This window comes from Pseudarthrobacter sulfonivorans, assembly GCF_024391045.1.
Taxonomy (GTDB): Bacteria; Actinomycetota; Actinomycetes; order Actinomycetales; family Micrococcaceae; genus Arthrobacter; species Arthrobacter sulfonivorans_B.
In genome coordinates this window covers 12,399-31,480 of the sequence record NZ_JANFCZ010000022.1, presented here as the reverse complement: position 1 = coordinate 31,480, position 19,082 = coordinate 12,399, and the positions used below count along the sequence as shown (strand labels likewise).

Sequence of the window (19,082 nt, the reverse complement as noted above, 5' to 3'; positions counted from 1 at the left end):
GTGGCCCGGACGTGCGGGGGCACGCCCGGGCCGGGTGCCCGGGTGGGAGGGGGGACCTACCCGGGCGGTCATCGGGGTTACTTCGCTGCGGCAGCGTTCTGCCGCGTCTGCTGCCAGGAGTTCCAGGCGGCGTAGCTGCCGTCGAGTTCGACGACGTCATACCCGGCGCGGCGCAGGGCGCTGGCGGCTACGGAGTTCCGTACGCCCGACTGGCAGTAGGACACGATGGTGCCGCCGGCGGGCAGTTCATCGAGGTGCCACATGAGGCGGCCGCCGCTGAGCTGGTACGAGCCCGGGACGTGCCCGGCCTGGTACTCGGTCTTGTTGCGGACATCCAGGACCATGGCGGCGTCGAAACCTTCGAGTTCGGCCGGCTGGATCAGCTTGGGGGTGAAGGTGGGCAGCCCGTCGATGCTCGTGAGGTAGCCGGCCACGTTGTCGATGCCGACCCGGACCAGGTGGTCCCGCATGTCCTGGGCCTGCTCCTGGTCCTTGGCCAGGAGCACCAGCGGGTTCTTGTCCGTCTCGGGGTTCACCACCCAGGCGCCGTAGCTGGCCACGGACTTGCCGGCCGGAACGTTCAGCGACCGGGTCACGGTACCCTCGTGGACCTGGGCGTTGGACCGGGTGTCGATGAAGGTGAGGGTGTCCTGGGCCAGGCCTGCGGCAACGGTCTCCGTGTCCAGTTCCGCCAGTGGGGCACGTCCGCCCATGACGGCCGGGCCTTCACGGTTTTCGCGCTTCATCCGGCCGAAGTAGGCGTGGGCGTCGGGCTGGCCGTCGAGGAGCTCATCGATGAAGCCCTGCTCATCGTTGGCGGCCAGGTAGGGGCCCCACCAGGCGTAGAGGCGCTCGTAACCCACCGTGGAGGACGGGATAGCCCCGAGGGCCTTGCCGCAGGCGCTGCCGGCCCCGTGCGCGGGGTGGACCTGGACGTAGTCCGGCAGGGTGAGGAACTTGTCCCGCAGGCTCGCGAAGAGCTGCTTGGCGCCCACGAAGCGGGTGTCCACGCCGCCGGCTGCCTCATCCAGCAGGTCCGGCCGGCCCAGGTCACCGGAGAAGACAAAGTCACCGGAGAGCAGGTACCCGGGCTGGTCGCTGAACGCGCCGTCCGTGACCAGGAAGGACAGGTGTTCCGGGGTGTGCCCGGGCGTGTGGACGGCCTTGATGCTGATGTTGCCCAGGGTGATGGCGTCGCCGTCGTACAGCCGCTCGCCCTCGAACCCGTACTGCCAGTCCGGCCCGCCCTCGCCCGAAACGTAGACCGTGGCGCCCGTAGCGGCAGCCAGCTCCCGGGTACCGGAGAGATAGTCCGCATGAATATGGGTCTCGGTGACCGCCACGATCTTCATGCCGTTCTTCTCAGCCAACTCCTGGTACACCGCGATGTCGCGGCGGCCGTCCACCACGATCGCTTCACCCTTGGCCTGGCAGCCGATCAGGTAGCTGGCCTGGGCGAGATCTTCGTCGTAAATACGCTCGATAAGCATTGGTGCGCTCCTTCGGGAAAGGGGATTGGGAGGTTGTTCTGAATTCAATATTACATACCCCAGGGGGTATCTTGCAATGCTGGATGTGCCGCTAATTTTTGGCGCAGTTTGCGCCGCTGCTGCGGGGGTGGGAGATCAGGTAGTGGGCAGGCCGGCACGGGTCCAGGCGGTCATGCCGCCGGCCATGGTGTCCGCGGTGTAGCCTGCCCCGTTAAGGGCGTCGGCGACGGCGGCGCTGCGGTTGCCGCTGCGGCAGACGGCAATGACGGGTACTTTCGGGTCCAGCTCGCCGAGGCGGCTCTGCAGCTGACCCATGGGGATGTGCAGGGCCCCTGGGATCATGCCCTCGGCGACCTCGAAGTCCTCCCGGACGTCGAGGATCGTGGCCGTGGAACGGCGGCGGTCGGTTTCGGTAACGGTGGTTTCAGCCATGGTCTTCTCTTTCAGGCGTTTGGGGTGTGAAGTGTTTGGGGTTGCCGTCAGGCAGCAAGAGTGCTTGCCGTCAGGCGGTAACGGTGGTTGCCGTGACCCAGGCGGCAACCGCAAAGATGAGCATCGCGAACGACACACGGATGTGCTTTTCCTTAAGGCGGCGGGCCAGCCGCGCCGCCACAAGTGATCCCAGGATCGCGGGGACCGCGAAGCTGAGGACAACGGGCCAGTCAATGGTGAATCCAGCGGCATGCGCACTGAAGCCCGCCGCCGAGTTGATGACAATAATGGCCAAAGAGGACCCAACAGCCTGTTTCATGCGCAGGCCCAGGAACAACGTGAGGGCCGGGGTGATCAGGAAGCCCCCGCCGACGCCCAGCAGCCCCGTAAGGAAGCCGACCAGGAGCCCCACCCCCACAGCTTTGGGAGCGCAGGAGCGAAAGGCCCTCGTGGGGCCGATGCTGCACGATCCTTCGGTTTCGGTGGTCCGCATCAGCATCCGGATCCCCGCGGCCACCATAATGACGGCGAACGCGAGCATCAGGATGTTGGGGTCCAGCAGCCTTCCCACCGCCGCCCCGCCCCAGGCCGCCGGAATTCCGGCGGCTCCGACGATCAGGACCACGGGCCAGTTGATCCCTTCGCGGAGGCGCGGGAACAGGGCCACCAGGGACGAGGTTCCCACCACCAGGAGGGACGTGGGAATGGCTGCCGCCGGTCTCATGCCTACGCCATAGACCAACGCGGGAACGGCGATGATCGAACCGCCGCCGCCCACCACACCAAGCACCGCCCCGGCCAGGAGCCCCAGCGACAGCGCCGCGATCATGCTGCCGGGGCCGGCTTGGCCTCGGAAACCGGCAGCGCCAAGATGGCACTTTCCCGGGTGGGCTCCTGGGCGGCCTTATTCCACGGCATGGCCGAGATGGCCTTGCCCATGGCGCAGGTGTTGGTGGCAGCGGAGAAGGTCAGGCCGGCGCCGATCACGCCGGCGAGCGTCCGGACCTTCGGCGAAACGAATTTCCCTCCGGCCAGGCCCAGAACCACCAAGGACCCGGCGGCAAGGCGGACCTGGCGCTCAAGGTCCCAGCGGCCCTTCCCCTTGACGACGTCGCCCCCGGCCGCCGCAAACCCGGGCACACCGCCCGTCAGGACGTAAGCACCTTCAATCCCCGATGCACCGAGGCGCTGGCGCGCCTGCTCGGCGCGGGCTCCGGACTGGCACACGAGCACCACGCGGCTGCCCAGTCGCGAGGCAAGCTCATCGGTGTGTTCGGACAGCAGAGGCAGCGGCACGTTGTAGGAACCGCGGATATGCATGGCGTCGAATTCAGCTGCGGAGCGGACGTCGATCACAACCAGGTCCTGGTGCTCGACGATCCAGCTGCGGAGAGCTTCCGGGCCGAGGACGGTGACAGCTGCTGTGGCGGAAGGGGATGTCATAGGGGGCCTTTCATCGGGATCGGTGGATACCCCACCGAGTATTACAGATACCCCCGGGGGTAGTCAAAACACCCGGTGGGGTATATTGTGGAGTCAGGAACACGACCATTGGAGACCCCATGCAACTTGATTCGACTGAACTGACACCCGTGGTCAACCGCCTCAAGCGGGCCCAAGGCCAACTCGCCGCCGTCACCCGCATGCTGGAGGAGGGCCGGGACTGTAAGGACATCGTCACGCAGCTTGCCGCCGTGTCAAAGGCGCTGGACCGCGCCGGATTCGCCATCATTGCCAGCGGCCTGGAACAGTGCATCGTCCGCGAAGACACCACCATGGACCGGAAAGAGTTGGAGAAGCTCTTCCTTTCCCTCGCCTAGCCGGCTCCGGGCGCGGCCGCGCCCGTGGACGCCTAAAAACTCAGCGCATTAAAGACAAACAGTAAAGACAAAACAGTGGAGGGGCCGGGCGATGTGAATCGCCCGGCCCCTCCACTGTTTTGTCTTTGTTTTGCTGCCTTGCGTTAGGCCTTTGCGGCCTTGCCCGGCAGTGCCAGCCTGAAAATCTTGCCCCAGGTGGATCCCACCTGCTTCAGCAGCGGACCCGTGGTGTACTTCAGGCCGTAACGCTGGCAGATTTCGCGTACCAGGGGCGCCACCTCGGCATACCGGTTGGACGGCAGGTCCGGGAAGAGGTGGTGCTCGATCTGGTGCGACAGGTTGCCGGTCATCAGGTGCATGAACTTGGAGCCGGAGATGTTGGCGGAGCCGATCATCTGGCGCACATACCAGTCGCCGCGGGTTTCGCCTTCCACCATCTCTTCACTGAAGGTGTCCGTACCTTCGGGGAAGTGGCCGCAGAAGATCACGGCGTGTGCCCAGACGTTGCGGACGGCATTCGCCGTCAGGGTGCCGTAGAGCGCCTGCTTGCCGGATCCGGTGAGCATGGCGACGGCGGGCGTGGCGGCGTAGTCCTTCGTGAACTGGGTGACCACCTTTTTGCCCAGCGCCTTGAGGTCTTTGAGCAGCGCTTCCTTGGACTTCTTGCCCTCCTTGAACTCGGTGAGCTCGAGGTCGTAGATGGCGATGCCCCACTCAAAGAGGGGCGCCAGGATGGCGTTGTACACCGGGTTGCCCAGGTTCATGGGCACCCACGGCTGGCTCTCGTCCATGCGCAGGAGGTTGTACCCGACGTCGTTGTCCTTGCCCACCACGTTGGTCCAGCGGTGGTGGAGGTCATTGTGGGTGTGCTGCCACGAGCGCGACGGCGTGACGAAGTCCCACTCCCAGGTGGTGGAGTGGATGTCCGGGTCCCGCATCCAGTCCCACTGGCCGTGCAGGACGTTGTGCCCGATCTCCATGTTTTCGAGGATCTTGGCGAGGCTCAGCAGGGTGGTGCCGGTAACCCAGGCCGCCTTGTTCTTGCTGACCAGGAGTGCGGCGCGGCCTGAGATCTCCAGGCCGCGCTGGATCTTGATCAGGCGCCGGATATAGGCGGCGTCGGAGGCGCCGCGCTTGGCGAGGATATCGTCGCGGATCGCGTCGAGTTCCCGGCCCAGCTCAGCCACCTGCTCGTCCGAAAGGTGCGCGGCGGTGGGAGGGCGGACCGACGGGCTGCCGGAGTCCGCCAACGCGCCGGGGCGCGTCCTTGACGCCCCGACCGGGATGGTCTTGCGCTCTGAAACTGTCTTGTCTTCTGAAACTACTGACATGCGGTGAAGCTCCTCAGAGTTCGAGGTTGACGGGTCCGGCGGCTGCCGAGACACACGTTTGGATCAGTTGGCCGGGCTCGCCGTGGATCTCGTTGGTGCGGAGATCACGGACCTGTCCGGCCAGGAGCGGAGTAAGGCAACTGTGGCAGATTCCCATCCGGCAGCCGCTGGGCATCAGCACCCCGGCGTCCTCGCCGACGTCGAGCAGCGGAGTATCGCCGTCGGCGTCAACTTCCCGGTCGGAGGCCTCAAAGGTGACCAGGCCGCCGTCGTGCCCCACACCCCCGGCAAAAGTGGTGTTGAAGCGTTCGATCATCAGGTTGCCGGGGTCTCCGGCCACTGCGATGTCCGAACCGGGGGCAGCGGTGGTGAGCGCGGCCTGCCTCCACAGCGCCTCGGCGTCGTCCAGGAAGCTGTCCGGGCCGCAGGCGTACGCGGCGCGTTCCTTCCAGTCCGGGCAGATCTGGTCCAGCTCTGCCGTGGTGGTCAGGTCCATCCTGCCCTGCTCGCCCGTGTACCAGTGGGCCAGCCGGAAGTTGGGAAACTGGTCAGCCAGTTCGGCGAGTTCCTCGTGGAACAGGCTGTCGCTGGGCGTGCGGGCCGAGTGGACAAGCACGACGTCGGCATCCGGGCGTCGCGGGACCAGCGTGCGGATCATGGACATCACCGGAGTGATACCGCTTCCCGCGGTAACCATCAGCAGGGGCCGCGGGTGCTCCGGGAGGATGAAGTCACCCTGCGGCGGGGCGAGGAACAGGACGTCGCCTGGTTTGGTGGTGCGCACCAAGGTGCCCGAAACTGCACCGACGTCGGTGACGGTGATGGCGGGGTCTTTGCCCGCGGGGGCGCTCAGCGAGTAGGAGCGCCAGTGGCGGACGCCGTTGAGTTCGACGCCGATGCGTGCCCATTGGCCGGCCAGGTGTGCATGCCACCCGCGGCCCGGGCGGAAGAAGATGGTGGCCGACTGGGCCGTTTCCTGGACCACGCGGGTCACCACGCCGCGCAGCTGGCGCGCGGAGAAAACAGGGTTGAATAGCGCCAGAATGTCTTCGGGCGCCAAAGGTGTGGTCAAGACGGAGGCCGCCTGGGCCAGCTGTCGAAGCCGGATCATGCAGTAAAACCTAAAGCGGCGCGAGCCATATTTCTCTCTCCTGACCGTTCCGCAGTCATGCTGTATTAGTTGGGCACAAAAAACCCCCAGAGCCCGCTACAAGCCTAACGGGTGCGGACCGCGGATAGTTCCCCGGTCAGCGGTTGTCGCGCTCCTGGAACTCTTCGTCGATGTCGTGGTGCCTGAACTCCGTCTCGGGATGCGGTTCGCCTTCGGCCACATACTCGTAGTCCAGCTGGCGCTGCACTTGGCTGTCCAACACCTGCAGCTCCTGGTCAGGCAGGGTTGAGAGATCATCCGGAAACTCGTCGTCAGGCGTCAAATGGAGCTTCTCGGACATGGGGTGCCTCTCTAGCAACAGGGCAGCACGGAAATGAGCAACGCCCGGTAGCTCTTAGGGTATTACTTCCGCAGCGGAAGGCCCAGCGGGGTCTAAGGGGGCGCAGACGTGGAGGAGGGGAACGTCCCCGGCTGGCATGATGAACCTGTGAATATTCCTGCTGAGACGGTGTCGATTGGCAAAACGGTTGTGCTGTTCGTGCTCGCCGCGGTGGCTGAAATCGGCGGGGCGTGGCTTGTGTGGCAGGCAGTCCGCGAAGGCAAGGACTGGTGGTGGGCGGGACTCGGCGTCATTGCCCTCGGCCTTTACGGTTTCGTTGCCACGCTGCAGCCGGACGCCCATTTCGGCAGGATCCTTGCGGCCTACGGCGGCGTGTTCGTGGCCGGCTCGCTCGTCTGGGGCATGGTCTTTGACGGTTTCCGGCCGGACCGATGGGACGTTGCAGGGTCCGTGATCTGCCTGGTGGGCGTCGCCGTGATCATGTTCGCGCCCCGTAACGCCGGCTGACGCCCCGGCACCCCCGCTGCCCGGCAGCTAAACTGACCCCGTGTCCAGCAACCAGCCGCCCAGCGGTCCCGTGCCGCCGGCGCCCCCGCCGTCCCAGCCGTCCCAGCCGTCCCGCGGACGGGTAGCCGAACGGCTGCTCCCCGGCGGCACCGAACCCGATCCGCGCTTCACCCTCGCTAACGAACGGACCTTCCTCGCCTGGATCCGCACGGCGCTGGCGCTCCTGGCAGGCGGCATCGCCATCGAGGCTTTCACCTCGGACCTTTTCCTGGAGCCGGTCCGGAAGATCCTCGCCGTGCTTCTGCTGCTCCTCGGCATGCTGCTGAGCGCCGGCGCCGCAGGACGCTGGCTCCGCGTGGAACGGAGCATGCGCAACAAAACTCCGCTCCCGCTGCCGCTCATCGTGCCGCTGCTGGCCGGCGCCGGGGCGTTGGCTGCCGCCGTCGTCCTCGTCGTTATCCTCTGGCGTTAGCGCCATGGCCCGCACCAGGGTGCCGGACCCGGCACCGCACGGGGATCCCGGGCTCCAGCCCGAACGGACCACGCTGGCGTGGGGCCGGACTATGCTCGCCTTGGTGACCGTCAGCGCCATCTTCATGCGCTGGCTCCCCCGCCACGGCTTGCCCATCCTGCTGCTGTTCGCTGTTTCGGCAAGCGCCGCGGCGGCGATCTACTTCACCCAGCGCCGGCGCTACCGGGCCCGGGTTCATGGCGTTGCCAACGAAAGTATTGAGGCCGACACCTCAGCCATCCTGTGGACCGCCTTCGCGGGCGTCTTTCTCGGCCTGCTCGGGATCGGTGTGGTCCTGGCCAACTGAGTGCCCGCGGGGCTCAGGCCTTCACTGTTTGGACGGATTTCGACGGACCACGGAGCACCAGCGCGGTGAACGCAAAGGCCACCAGGGCGGTGGCAACCAGGAGCAGCAGTCCGATGGAGTAGCTGCGGGTTGCGGCGTCGTACGTGGCGCCCATCACGAGCGGCGGGAAGTAGCCGCCCAGGCCCCCGGCCGCGCTGACCACGCCGCTGACGCTGCCCACTTTGCCGGGCGGGGCCAGGACGCCCACCCACGCGAACACGCCGCCGGTTCCCAAGCCGAGCGCTGCGGCCATGGCCACGAAGGTCAGGCCGGCGGGGACTTCGCCGTCGGGCTGCAGGTTAACCACCCAGGCGAGCACCGCCACCCCCGCCAGTGAAGCGAGAACTACCGGCTTGGACCCGATTTTGTCGGCGAGGACGCCGCCCACCGGCCGTGCCAGCACGGCCGCCAGCGCGAAGCCGGCGGTGCGGGCCCCGGCGCCGCTGGGGTCAAAGCTGTACACGTCCCGCAGGTAGGTGGGCAGGTACGTGGCGAACGAAACGAAGCCGCCGAAGACCACCGCGTAGAGGAAACACATCTTCCACGTGACCGGCGTCCTGGCCGCATCCAGCAGCTTGGGCAGCACCGGGGCGTTGTTGCGGGTCCAGCCCGGTGACTCCTTCATCAGGAACCACACCAGGGCCGCCATTACCAGCAGGACCGCGGCGATCAGCAGGTGCGTGGGGAAGTACCCGATGCCGGCAACCAGCCGCGGGTTGAGGAAGGCCGCGAGGGCTGTGCCGCCCATCCCGGCACCGAACACGCCGGTGGCGAAGCCCCGCCGGGACGGCTCGTACCAGGCGCTCACGAAGGGAATCCCGACGGCGAAGACAGTACCCGCGACGCCCAGAATCAGGCCGGCGCCGAGCACCAGCGCGAAGGAGCTGAGAAGTCCGCCGACGGAGACCAGGAGGATGGGCAGGATGGAGGCGAGCAGCACAAAGGTGAACATCGCCCGGCCGCCGTACTTGTCCGTCAACGTGCCGACGACGATCCTGCCGAGCGAGCCGACAAACACAGGCATGGCCACCAGCACCCCGGTGGCGGCGGGGTTGAGGTGGAGGTTCTGGGTGTAGAACGAACCCAGCGTCGCCACCGAGTTCCACGCCCAGAAGCCCACCACCGAGGCGGCGGTTGCGAGCACAAGGTTGAGCGTCCGTCCGGCGGTGGCCGTCCGGGCTGAATCGGCTGGCGCTGCAGCGGCGGATCCGGCCACGGCGTTCCCCCTTCCCTACTTTTCGTCCTGGTTTCGCTAGCGGTTCCGGGTGTCCCTGTCATGGGTTCCGACGGCGGACCACCCGCGCCGTGCCGCAGTCCCGGTGGTGCGTGCGGCTGAGGTCCCCGCGGTTTCCTTGCGCTTTGGCTGCGAGACCCGGCGGTCCCGGTCCCTCGACCGGTAAACGATGTAGGGCCGGAACAGGTAGTGCAGCGGTGCCGTGAAGGCGTGGACCAGCCGGGTGAAGGGCCAGAGCACGAACAACGCCATGCCCACCAGCGTGTGCAGGTGGAAGGAGAACGGGGCGGACGCCATGGCCGCGATATCCGGCTGGAAGATGAACAGGGAACGGAACCACGGGGCCACGGTTTCGCGGTAGTTGTGCCCGTGTTCGCCCTCAAGAACACTGGCCAGGGTGGTCCACAGGCCGAACAGGATAGCCGCGGTGAGCACCACATACATGGTCTTGTCGTTCCTGGTGGTGGCCATAAAAACCGGCCCCGTGGTGCGGCGGCGGTAGATGAGCAGCAGGATGCCGCCGAGCGTCCCCACTCCGGCGATGCCACCCACCAGCAAGGCATTGAAATGGTAAAACTCCTGGCTCATGCCCACGGCCTGCGTCCAGGCCATCGGGATGACCAGGCCGAAGAAGTGGCCTGCGATGACCGCCAGCAGACCGAAGTGGAACAACGGGGACGCGATCCGCAGGAGGCGGGACTCATACAGCTGCGACGATCTGGTGGTCCAGCCAAACTGGTCGTACTTGTACCGCCAAATACTGCCGCCAACCAGCACCACCACCATGACGTACGGCAGGACGCCCCACAGCAGGATGTCCCAGGGGGACAGTGCGACGGCGGCTCCGGGCCCGTTCTCGAAGGTCAGCATGGTCAGGCCCCTTTCACGGGCAGCAGGCGGGGATCGTAGGGGTCTAGCCCAACGGCTTCAGTGGGCGGCCCGTAACCGGCCATCCGCATCACGGCCTGTTCATCCGCCGGCGATTTCCCCGGCAGCGTGGCGCAGATGGCCTGCAGGATCCGTGCATGCGGCAGGTCGTCGCGCAGCAGGCCAAACCTCAGCATCTCCAGGCTGGCCCGGTATCGGATGAGGAGCTCCCGGCCCGCCTCCATGTCCACGCGGGCGGCGTATTCGAGGACCATGGGCAGGTAGTCCGGCAGCTCCCCCTGGGTGTCCACCAGGATGTCGCTGTGCCGGTAGGCCTTTTTGAAGTTGCCCAGGACTTCGCCGCGGCGCCTGGTGTCGCCGTCCGTCCAGTAGCTCAGGTGCAGTGCGTGGCGCCGGCCCAGGTCGAACTCGCGCACGTAGTGGGCCTGGAGGTCCATAGGCTCCGAGGATTCAAGCAGGTCCAGGACCTCGGCAAAGTCCTGGACCGCGCCGGCAAACTCAGCCAAGGCGGCCCGCATCAGCGGCACTTTGTCCAGCAGGTCGGCGTCGGGGTACGACAGGCACCAGGCGGCGGCCAGGTAGACCACCTGATCGCGCCGGCTCACGGCTGCTCGCCGTCAGCCGACGGACCGGGGGCGGGGTGCGACCGCTCCGGAAAGAGCCCGGGCGGCGCCCCGCGGCCGTCCCAGTTCAGAAGGTTGACCCGCCCGCTGAGGCCGGTCCCGGACCCCATCTCGTCCGTGGTCTGCCGGTCCCGGAGGGCGTGGAACGTTTCCACCGCCACCGGGACGGGCCTGCCGCTGGCCTCGCCGAACGGGGAGGAGTCCTGCATGCCCGGTCCGCCGTCGAAATCCAGCGAACAGCCCATCTCTTCCAGGTCATGCGCCTGTTCCACATGGGCTTTGGGAATCACGTAGCGTTCGTCGTATTTGGCGATGGCCATCAGCCGGTACATCTCGTACATCGTCTGGCTGTCCATGCCCACGGTTTCCGGGATGGAGTCGTCGGGATCGTTGCCCAGGCTGATGCCGCGCATGAAGGAGCGCATGGCCGCGAGTTTGCGCAGCACCGCGGTGACCCGGTCCGTGTCCCCGGCGGTGAAAAGTTCGGCGAGGTATTCCACCGGGATGCGCAGCGCGTCAATGGCGCCGAACAGATTGCGGTGATCCTCGCCGTCGTGCCCCTGGTCCCGCAACAGGTCCACCACGGGTGAGAGCGGCGGCACGTACCAGACCATCGGCATGGTCCGGTACTCCGGGTGCAGCGGCAGGGCCACCTTGTACACCTTGGCCAGGGCGTACACCGGCGAGCGCCGGGCAGCGTCGATCCAGTCCTCCGGGATGCCCTGGGCGCGGGCTTCAGCCTGGACGGCGGGATCGTTCGGGTCCAGCAGCACGTCCATCTGGGCGTCGTAGAGTTCCTTCGGATCCGTGACCGAGGCGGCCGCGGTGACGGCGTCGGCGTCGTACAGGAACAGCCCCAGGTACCGCAGCCGGCCCACGCAGGTCTCGGAGCAGACCGTGGGGAGCCCCACCTCCACGCGGGGGTAGCAGAAGGTGCACTTCTCGGCCTTGCCGGTCTTGTGGTTGAAGTAGATCTTCTTGTACGGGCAGCCGGTCACGCACTGCCTCCAGCCGCGGCACTTGTCCTGGTCCACCAGGACAATCCCGTCCTCCACACGTTTGTAGATCGCGCCGGAAGGGCAGGACGCCATGCAGGACGGGTTCAGGCAGTGCTCGCAGATCCGCGGCAGGTAGAACATAAACGTCTGCTCGTACGCGAACTTGATCTTGTCCTCGGATTCGCGCCGGACCTTCTCCACGATCGGGTCCAGGTGGCCGTGCTCGGTGGAACCGCCCAGGTCATCGTCCCAGTTCGCGGACCAGGTGATCTTGGTGTCCTCCCCCGTAATCAGGGACTTGGGCCGGGCCACCGGGAAGTCATCCCCCAGGGGTGCGTCGATCAGCGTCTTGTAGTCGTAGGTCCAAGGCTCGTAGTAGTCCTTGAGCTCCGGCTGGACCGGGCTGGCGAAGATCCCGAAGAGCTTCTTGACCCGGCCGCCGGCCTTGAGGACCAGCTTGCCGCGCTTGTTCAGCTCCCAGCCGCCGTGCCACTTCTCCTGGTCCTCGTACCGGCGGGGATAACCCTGCCCCGGCCGGGTCTCCACGTTGTTGAACCAGACATATTCGGTGCCGGCACGGTTGGTCCAGGCCTGCTTGCAGGTCACGGAGCAGGTGTGGCAGCCGATGCATTTGTCCAGGTTCATGACCATGCCCATTTGAGCCATAACACGCATCAGTACTGCACCTCCTGGGAACGACGGCGGACCGTGGCAACCATGTCGCGCTGGTTCCCGGTGGGGCCAAGGTAGTTGAACGCGTAGGCCAGCTGGGCATAGCCGCCGATCAGGTGCGAGGGTTTCACCAGCAGCCGGGTGACCGAATTGTGGATGCCGCCGCGCCTGCCCGTGGCTTCGGACTTCGGCACGTCGATGGTGCGCTCCTGGGCGTGGTGGACGTACACCACCCCGGCGGGCATCCGGTGGCTGACGATGGCCCGGGCCACCAGGACGCCGTTGATGTTCACGCACTCCACCCAGTCGTTGTCCCTGACCTTGATGGACTCGGCGTCGGCCGGGCTCATCCAGACCGTGGGCCCGCCGCGGGACAGCGAAAGCATCAGCAGGTTGTCCTGGTATTCGGAGTGGATGGACCACTTCGAGTGCGGGGTAAGGTACCGGACCACTACTTCGAGCTGCCCGTCCCCGCCGAGCTTGGGCTCGCCGAAGAGTTGGTGCATGTCCAGCGGCGGCCGGTAAATCGGAAGGCCCTCGCCGATGTCCGTCATCCAGTCGTGGTCGAGGAAGAAATGCATCCGTCCGGTCAGGGTGTGGAAGGGCTTGAGCCGTTCGATGTTGATGGTGAACGGGGCGTAGCGGCGGCCGCCGGTTTCCGAGCCGGACCATTCCGGCGAGGTGATCACCGGCACCGGCCCGGCCTGGGTCTGGGCGAAGGTGATGAACTTTTCCTCGGAGCCTTCGGACAGGTCCACCAGCTTCCGGCCGGTGCGGACCTCCAGATCCTTGAAGCCCTGGACGGACAGTGCACCGTTGGTGGTTCCGGAGAACGCCAGGATTGCCTCGGCCATCTTCGCATCCGTGTCGATCGCCGGCCTGCCGTCCGCGGCCCCGCCGAGCATCACCCCGTTGGAGCGGCTGAGCCGGTCCAACGGTCCGGCGAGCTTGTAGGTGACGTTCTTGACGGTGAAGCCCAGCTTGTCGGCCAGGGGCCCGACGGCGGCTAGCTTGTCCGCGATGGCCGTATAGTCCCGCTCCACCACGGAAAAGACCGGCATGTTCTGCCCCGGCACGGCCGGGATGCCCGTCTGCCGCCAGTCCCGCACGATCCCGCCGGGCTGGGCGAGCTGGCCGGGGGTATCGTGCTGCAGCGGCACACTGACCAGGTCCCGGCGGACGCCGAGGTGGGTTTTGGCCAGCCGGGAGAACTCGCGCGCCAGCAGGTGGAAGGCGTCGAAGTCCGTCTTGGTCTCCCACGGCGGGTCGATGGCCGGGCTGAACGCGTGCACGAACGGGTGCATGTCCGTGGAGGAGAGGTCGTGTTTCTCGTACCAGGTGGCCGCGGGGAACACGACGTCGGACAGCAGCGTGGTGGAGGTCATCCGGAAGTCTGCAGAGACCAGCAGGTCGAGTTTTCCTTCCGGGGCCTGCTCATGCCATTTCACGTCCCTCGGTTTGAGCCCTTCGGCGTGGTCCTTGCCCAGGACGTTGTTATGGGTACCCAGCAGGTTCCGCAGGAAGTACTCGTTGCCTTTGGCGGAGGAGCCGAACAGGTTGGAGCGCCAGAGCACCAGGGTCCGCGGCCAGTTCTCCGGGGCGTCCACGTCCTCGATGGCCGGGTTCAGGGTGCGGTTCTTGAGGGCATCCGCAATGTAACTGGGGGTGTCCTTCGCGGAACCGGCGGCGACGGCGGCTTCCGCCTCGTCCGCGAGGTCCAGCGGGTTGCAGTCGAACTGCGGGTAGAACGGCATCCAGCCGAGCCTCGCGGACTGCGCCATCGCGTCGGCCGTGTGCAGCCCGTCCAGCGCGCCCGTGGAGAGCGGGGATTTCAGGGCATCGGCCGAGTAGCCGTCCTGGCGCCACTGGTCCGTGTGCATGTACCAGTACCCGGTGCCGATCATGGTCCGCGGCGGCCGGGCCCAGTCCAGGGCGTTCGCGAGCGACAGCCAGCCGGTGACCGGCCGGGTCTTCTCCTGCCCCACATAGTGCGCCCAGCCTCCGCCGTTGCGGCCCATGCAGCCGGTCAGCATCACCAACGCCAGCACGGCCCGGTAGGTGGTGTCACCGTGGAACCACTGGCAGATCCCCGCGCCCATGATGATCATGGAGCGGCCCTTGGATTCCTCGGCATTGCGGGCGAATTCACGCGCCACCCGGATGCAGGCCTGTGCCGGAACGGACGTGATTTCCTCCTGCCACGCCGGGGTGTACGGCGTTGATACATCGTCGTAGCCTGCAGCCCACTCCCCCGGCAGCCCCTCCCGGCCCACCCCGTACTGGGCCAGCATCAGGTCAAAGACGGTGGTCACCAGCTGGCCTTCCACCTCGATCACCGGCACCCCGCGGCGGAGCACGCTGCCCGTGCCGTCCGCCTGCTCGAAGCAGGGCAACAGGATCTCGGCGCTTTCCCCCGACACTTCCCGCAAGGACAACGCAGGGTCGATCCCCTCGAGATCAAGGTTCCATTTGCCCTCGCCGCTGCCCGAGTAACGGAACCCCATGGAACCGTTCGGGACGGCGGGGCCTCCCGTGTTTTTGTCGAACAGCACGGTGCGGAACGCCGCGTCCTCAGCCCTGGACTCCGCCGGGACGTCCGCGGCGGTGAGGAATTTCGACGGCGTCAGCTCGCCGTCGTCGTTCCTCACCAGCCGGACCAGGAACGGCAGGTCCGTGTACTGCTTCACGTAATCGGTGAAGAACGGGACCTCGCGGTCCACGAAGAATTCCTTGAGCATCACGTGGCCCATGGCCATGGCGAGCGCGGCGTCGGTGCCGGCCTGGGCGGGAAGCCATTCGTCGGCGAACTTGGTGTTGTCCGCGTAGTCGGGGCTGACGGTGACCACCTTGGTGCCGCGGTACCGGACTTCGGCCATCCAGTGCGCGTCCGGGGTCCGCGTGACGGGGACGTTGGAGCCCCACATCATGAGGTACCGCGCGTCCCACCAGTCCCCCGATTCCGGGACGTCCGTCTGGTCGCCGAAGACCTGCGGGCTGGCCACCGGGAGGTCCGCGTACCAGTCGTAGAAGGAGGTCATCACGCCGCCGATGAGTTGGATGAAGCGGGTGCCGACCGCGTGCGAGACCATGGACATCGCGGGAATGGGCGAGAAGCCGGCGCACCGGTCCGGCCCGTAGGTCTTGATGGTGTTCACGTGCGCGGCGGCGGCGATCTCGATCGCTTCCTGCCACGAGACGCGGACCAGGCCGCCCTTGCCGCGGGCCTGCTGGTAGCGGCGGCGCTTTTCCGGGTCAGCCGCGATCTCCGCGAAGGCGAGCACCGGGTCACCGAGCCGGGCCTTGGCCTCCCGGTACATCTCCACCAGCACTCCGCGGGCATACGGGAAACGGACCCGCGTGGGTGAGTACGTGTACCACGAAAAAGCTGCCCCTCGGGGGCAGCCTCTAGGTTCATATTCAGGACTGTCGGGGCCCACCGAGGGGTAATCGGTCTGCTGGGATTCCCATGTGATGATGCCGTCCTTGACGTACACCTTCCAGGAGCAGGAGCCGGTGCAGTTCACCCCGTGCGTGGAGCGGACCACTTTGTCGTGGCTCCAGCGGTCCCGGTAGAAGATGTCGCCTTGGCGGCCGCCTTCCCGGAACACGGCCCTGCCGTCGTCGGTCTGGTCCCATTTCGTGAAAAAACGGCCCAGCTTCAGCATTGCATCAGATGCGGGTCCGTCTAACCCCGCGTTGGGTCCGGCTGCCATGGGCAACACGCTAGGCCATGGCAGTGGTTAAGACTAGGGCCCGGCGGCACTTCCGTGCCCCTGCCCGTTACATCGGGCCTGCTCAGAACATCGGCAGCAGGAACCCGACGATGAACGCCACGGCTCCGATTCCGGTCAGCACGCGCCCAAGCACGACGGCGGTTCTCCCCACGTCCTCGGGGGCTGCGGTCTGCCACTGGGTGGGGCGCTTGGGGTGGTAGTAGATGGGCAGGGTGTCGCCGACGGCCAGGTCCCTGATGTCGTAGGGCGACATCGGCGCGTGGTGGACCTGGAACTTGCGGTCGAACCAGCGAAACCCTGTTCCGCTCTTGTCCGCGTAGACCACGGCTTCAGCCACGGACCACGGGTGCACAAAACGGCGCAGGATGCCGGAGTAGACGAGCAGGGCGAGCCCGGCAGGCAGGCACAGCCAGGTCAGGATCTCCAGGATGGGACCTGCCATTTCGAGCACGGTGGGCATGGACTCGATGCTACCGGTGGTTGGCGTCTGAAAAGATCGCTGGTGACTTCCAGCAGGACTGATTAGCCTGAGGAGATCCGCCATGGAGTAAAGGAGAAGCCGTGAACGAACATGACATCCTGGGCCGCATTGAGGCGCTGGTCGCGGAAGAACATGAACTCCGCGAAGCGTCCGGGGCCGGAAAAGCACCGGACGGGTCACGGCTGAGGCACCTGGAAGAGAGCCTGGACCAGTGCTGGGACCTGCTGCGGCAGCGCCGGGCCAAGCTGGAGTCGGGCGAGAATCCGGATGAGGCGTCCGCGCGCCCGGTCCGGGAAGTGGAAGGTTACAAGCAGTAGCCCCGGGATGGTGAGCCGCTGGTGACGCTGCGGAAATATGGCGACCCGCGGCCGGCGTTTGGGTTCCGGCGGGCAGCCATTTAACCTGCGCGAAACATGCCGGTCACGCGGTCTTCACGCGCCGGCCCGTTACGTAACAAGCACGCAATCTGCTGCTGCACAGAACGAAACACGGCCCCACCACCATTGAACAGGGGGATTGCACGGGCAGAAGTCCCTGCGATCTGGATCAATGGGAAGGGACGCCGGTGGAAATCACTGCGCAACAAGTCTGGCTGATGATCGCGGCGGCAATGGCGCTGTTCATGACCCCGGGGCTTGGCCTCTTCTACGGCGGCATGACCCGGGCCAAGGCCGCCCTCAACATGATCATGATGAGCTTCATCTCCGCCGGAATCGTGGGCGTTGTCTGGGTGCTGTGGGGATATTCCATGACCACGGGCGACGGCGTCCTGGGCATCTTCGGCAACCCGTTCGCCAACTTCGGCCTGCAGAACCTCATGGGCTCACCCGATCTGATCAAGGCAGGCTTCAGCGCCACGTTCGCGATCATTACTGTGGCGTTGATCAGCGGCGCCATCGCTGACCGCGCCAAGTTCGGTGCTTGGGCCGTGTTTGTGCCGGTCTGGGTCACGCTGGTTTACTGCCCCCTGGCCTACATGATCTGGGGCGGCGGGCTCATGAGCGCAGGGGGCGCCATGACGGCAGTCTTCGGCCAGGTGATCGACTTTGCCGGCGGCGCCGTGGTGGAAATCAGCTCGGGCACGGCGGCCCTTGTCCTGGCGCTGGTGGTGGGGCAGCGCCACGGTTTTGCGAAGGACCCCGGCCACCGCCCGCACAATGTCCCGTTCATCATGCTCGGTGCGGCCATCCTTTGGTTCGGCTGGTTCGGGTTCAACGGCGGCGCCGCTACCTCCGCGGCGCAGGCCGGCCTGATCTGGGTGAACACCCTGGTTGCTCCGGCCGCCGCGATGCTCAGCTGGCTGGTCGTGGAAAAGGTCCGCCACGGCCACCCCACGTCGCTGGGAGCAGCGTCCGGCGTGGTCGCAGGCCTGGTGGCCATCACGCCCTCCTGCGCCAACATCAGCCCAGTGGCCGCCATCGGCCTGGGCCTGGTGGCCGGCGCGGCCTGCTGCGTGTTTGTTGACCTGAAATACCGTTTCGGCCTGGATGATTCCCTGGATGTGGTGGGTGTCCACCTCGGTGCCGGCCTGATCGGAACCCTGGCCCTGGGCTTCATCGCCCTCCCGGTTGACGGTGAAGGCGGCGGGCTCCTCTACGGCGGCGGCCTCCAGCAGCTGGTGGCGCAGGCGGCCGCCGTGGTGGTGACCGTGCTGTTGTCCGGCATCGCCACCCTGGTTATTGGACGGGTCATTAACCGGTTCATCGGCTTCCGCGTCAGCCACGAGGCTGAAACGGTAGGAGTGGACCTGGCCGAGCACGCCGAGACCGCCTACGCCTTCGGGGAACTCTCCGGCGGCCACTTCAGCCCGCTTGACCACCGGCTCCCGGTGCCCGCCGTGTCGGGTTCCGCCGGGAGCGCAGTATCCCGGCGGGTCCAGGAAGACACCTTCGCCTAAGCGTCAGCCTTCATCGCACAGCAGGTGGTACCAGCTGTCTGCCAGGACATCGAGCGCATGTTCACGGTTGGGTTCGAACTTGCGCCGCGTCCAGAGCGTGGCCACGTAGTCGAGCGAGGTGAAGGCCAGTGTTCCCCGGATGTGCCGTGTCTCTTCGGCGAAGCGCCCGGCCAGTTCCATGCCGCGGACAATGTCCGTAATGACTTCTTCATGCCATTGCTCCAGCATGGCCCGCACCTCACGGTCGCCGGCGGCGGCTTCGTCGAGGATGTCGAGGTAGGGACGGAAGACCGGCCACAGGACGGCCCGTGACTCCAGCCAGGCCAGGATGCCGGAGAGCGTCCCCTCGCGCACCACGTCCACCAGTTCGGGGGCGGTGCTGCCTTGGTCAGGAGCATCGGCACGGTCCAGGACGGCGTTGACGCGGGCCATGAAGTCCCGCATCAGGTCGCTGCGTGACGGGTAATACGCATAGAACGTGGCGCGTGTGGTTCCGGCGGCAGCGGCCACCTCGTCGATGGTTGTGGCGGCGTACCCCTTCTCGGTGAAGAGCTCCAGCGCCCGTTCGACGATCACGTCACGGGTCAGCTGCTTCTGGGCTTCTCGCAGCGACGACATGAGTACATCCTATCCGTGGTGGGTGGTGCAGGAACGCACACAGGGCGCC

20 protein-coding genes are annotated in these 19,082 nt (G+C 66.5%); 6 read left to right on the top strand and 14 right to left on the bottom strand.

Going from position 1 to position 19,082, the window contains the following annotated elements:
• Nucleotides 1–77 precede the first annotated feature (77 nt).
• The 4 genes from NQJ30_RS14300 to NQJ30_RS14285 form a co-directional block, all read right to left on the bottom strand.
• Nucleotides 78–1,490 (bottom strand): MBL fold metallo-hydrolase, encoded by a 1,413-nt coding sequence (locus NQJ30_RS14300; RefSeq protein WP_255770623.1) that lies wholly within the window; start codon nt 1,488–1,490, stop codon nt 78–80.
• A 135-nt stretch (nt 1,491–1,625) separates the two neighbouring features.
• Nucleotides 1,626–1,922: a rhodanese-like domain-containing protein gene (locus tag NQJ30_RS14295; protein ID WP_255770622.1), complete on the bottom strand. Its 297-nt coding sequence runs from the start codon at nt 1,920–1,922 to the stop codon at nt 1,626–1,628.
• 70 nt (nt 1,923–1,992) lie between these two features.
• Nucleotides 1,993–2,751 carry a sulfite exporter TauE/SafE family protein gene (locus NQJ30_RS14290; RefSeq protein WP_255770621.1) on the bottom strand — a complete coding sequence of 253 codons (759 nt, stop codon included), beginning with the start codon at nt 2,749–2,751 and terminating at the stop codon, nt 1,993–1,995.
• The gene (locus NQJ30_RS14285; protein ID WP_255770620.1) at nt 2,748–3,365 is read right to left on the bottom strand and encodes a rhodanese-like domain-containing protein; all 618 of its coding nucleotides are present in this window, start codon (nt 3,363–3,365) and stop codon (nt 2,748–2,750) included. The genes NQJ30_RS14290 and NQJ30_RS14285 overlap by 4 nt, the downstream gene beginning before the upstream one ends.
• A gap of 119 nt (nt 3,366–3,484) precedes the next feature.
• On the opposite strand from NQJ30_RS14285, the gene NQJ30_RS14280 reads away from it, so the two are divergent.
• Nucleotides 3,485–3,742, top strand: coding sequence for a metal-sensitive transcriptional regulator (locus NQJ30_RS14280; RefSeq protein WP_056626479.1), 258 nt, complete (start codon nt 3,485–3,487; stop codon nt 3,740–3,742).
• Between the two features lie 143 nt (nt 3,743–3,885).
• On the opposite strand, the gene NQJ30_RS14275 is transcribed toward NQJ30_RS14280, so the two are convergent.
• The 3 genes from NQJ30_RS14275 to NQJ30_RS14265 form a co-directional block, all read right to left on the bottom strand.
• Nucleotides 3,886–5,073, bottom strand: a complete 1,188-nt coding sequence (locus NQJ30_RS14275; RefSeq protein WP_255770619.1) for a fatty acid desaturase family protein — start codon at nt 5,071–5,073, stop codon at nt 3,886–3,888.
• A 13-nt stretch (nt 5,074–5,086) separates the two neighbouring features.
• Nucleotides 5,087–6,184, bottom strand: a complete 1,098-nt coding sequence (locus NQJ30_RS14270) for a ferredoxin reductase (RefSeq protein WP_255770618.1) — start codon at nt 6,182–6,184, stop codon at nt 5,087–5,089.
• 136 nt (nt 6,185–6,320) lie between these two features.
• Entirely contained in the window at nt 6,321–6,524 is a 204-nt protein-coding gene (locus NQJ30_RS14265; RefSeq protein ID WP_255770617.1) for a hypothetical protein, read from the bottom strand.
• A gap of 168 nt (nt 6,525–6,692) precedes the next feature.
• Here NQJ30_RS14265 and NQJ30_RS14260 point away from each other — a divergent pair, with 168 nt between their 5' ends.
• The 3 genes from NQJ30_RS14260 (at nt 6,693) to NQJ30_RS14250 (ending at nt 7,849) form a co-directional block, all read left to right on the top strand.
• Entirely contained in the window at nt 6,693–7,031 is a 339-nt protein-coding gene (locus tag NQJ30_RS14260) for a YnfA family protein (RefSeq protein ID WP_255770678.1), read from the top strand.
• Between the two features lie 70 nt (nt 7,032–7,101).
• Complete coding sequence (locus tag NQJ30_RS14255; RefSeq protein WP_255770677.1) at nt 7,102–7,503, top strand: YidH family protein; 402 nt, start codon at nt 7,102–7,104, stop codon at nt 7,501–7,503.
• A gap of 4 nt (nt 7,504–7,507) precedes the next feature.
• Nucleotides 7,508–7,849, top strand: coding sequence for a DUF202 domain-containing protein (locus NQJ30_RS14250; RefSeq protein WP_255770616.1), 342 nt, complete (start codon nt 7,508–7,510; stop codon nt 7,847–7,849).
• Nucleotides 7,850–7,862: 13 nt separating this feature from the next.
• Here NQJ30_RS14250 and NQJ30_RS14245 read toward each other — a convergent pair whose 3' ends face one another.
• The 6 genes from NQJ30_RS14245 to NQJ30_RS14220 form a co-directional block, all read right to left on the bottom strand.
• Complete coding sequence (locus NQJ30_RS14245; protein WP_255770615.1) at nt 7,863–9,104, bottom strand: MFS transporter; 1,242 nt, start codon at nt 9,102–9,104, stop codon at nt 7,863–7,865.
• 36 nt (nt 9,105–9,140) lie between these two features.
• Nucleotides 9,141–9,992 carry a respiratory nitrate reductase subunit gamma gene (gene narI / locus NQJ30_RS14240; protein WP_255770614.1) on the bottom strand — a complete coding sequence of 284 codons (852 nt, stop codon included), beginning with the start codon at nt 9,990–9,992 and terminating at the stop codon, nt 9,141–9,143.
• Between the two features lie 2 nt (nt 9,993–9,994).
• Nucleotides 9,995–10,615 (bottom strand): nitrate reductase molybdenum cofactor assembly chaperone, encoded by a 621-nt coding sequence (gene narJ, locus NQJ30_RS14235; protein ID WP_255770613.1) that lies wholly within the window; start codon nt 10,613–10,615, stop codon nt 9,995–9,997.
• Entirely contained in the window at nt 10,612–12,306 is a 1,695-nt protein-coding gene (gene narH, locus NQJ30_RS14230) for a nitrate reductase subunit beta (protein ID WP_255770612.1), read from the bottom strand. Before narH ends, narJ begins: the two co-directional genes overlap by 4 nt.
• A complete protein-coding gene (locus NQJ30_RS14225; protein ID WP_255770611.1) occupies nt 12,306–16,016 on the bottom strand; it encodes a nitrate reductase subunit alpha in 3,711 nt (1,236 codons plus the stop codon). The genes narH and NQJ30_RS14225 overlap by 1 nt, the downstream gene beginning before the upstream one ends.
• Before the next feature lie 82 nt (nt 16,017–16,098).
• Complete coding sequence (locus tag NQJ30_RS14220) at nt 16,099–16,497, bottom strand: DUF3592 domain-containing protein (protein ID WP_255770610.1); 399 nt, start codon at nt 16,495–16,497, stop codon at nt 16,099–16,101.
• A gap of 101 nt (nt 16,498–16,598) precedes the next feature.
• On the opposite strand from NQJ30_RS14220, the gene NQJ30_RS14215 reads away from it, so the two are divergent.
• Both NQJ30_RS14215 and NQJ30_RS14210 read left to right on the top strand, forming a co-directional pair.
• Entirely contained in the window at nt 16,599–16,835 is a 237-nt protein-coding gene (locus NQJ30_RS14215; protein ID WP_255770609.1) for a DUF2630 family protein, read from the top strand.
• Between the two features lie 248 nt (nt 16,836–17,083).
• A complete protein-coding gene (locus tag NQJ30_RS14210; RefSeq protein ID WP_255770608.1) occupies nt 17,084–18,415 on the top strand; it encodes an ammonium transporter in 1,332 nt (443 codons plus the stop codon).
• 3 nt (nt 18,416–18,418) lie between these two features.
• Here the strand turns inward: NQJ30_RS14210 and NQJ30_RS14205 are convergent, their stop codons facing one another.
• Complete coding sequence (locus NQJ30_RS14205) at nt 18,419–19,033, bottom strand: TetR/AcrR family transcriptional regulator (RefSeq protein WP_255770607.1); 615 nt, start codon at nt 19,031–19,033, stop codon at nt 18,419–18,421.
• Between the last annotated feature and the right edge of the window lie 49 nt (nt 19,034–19,082).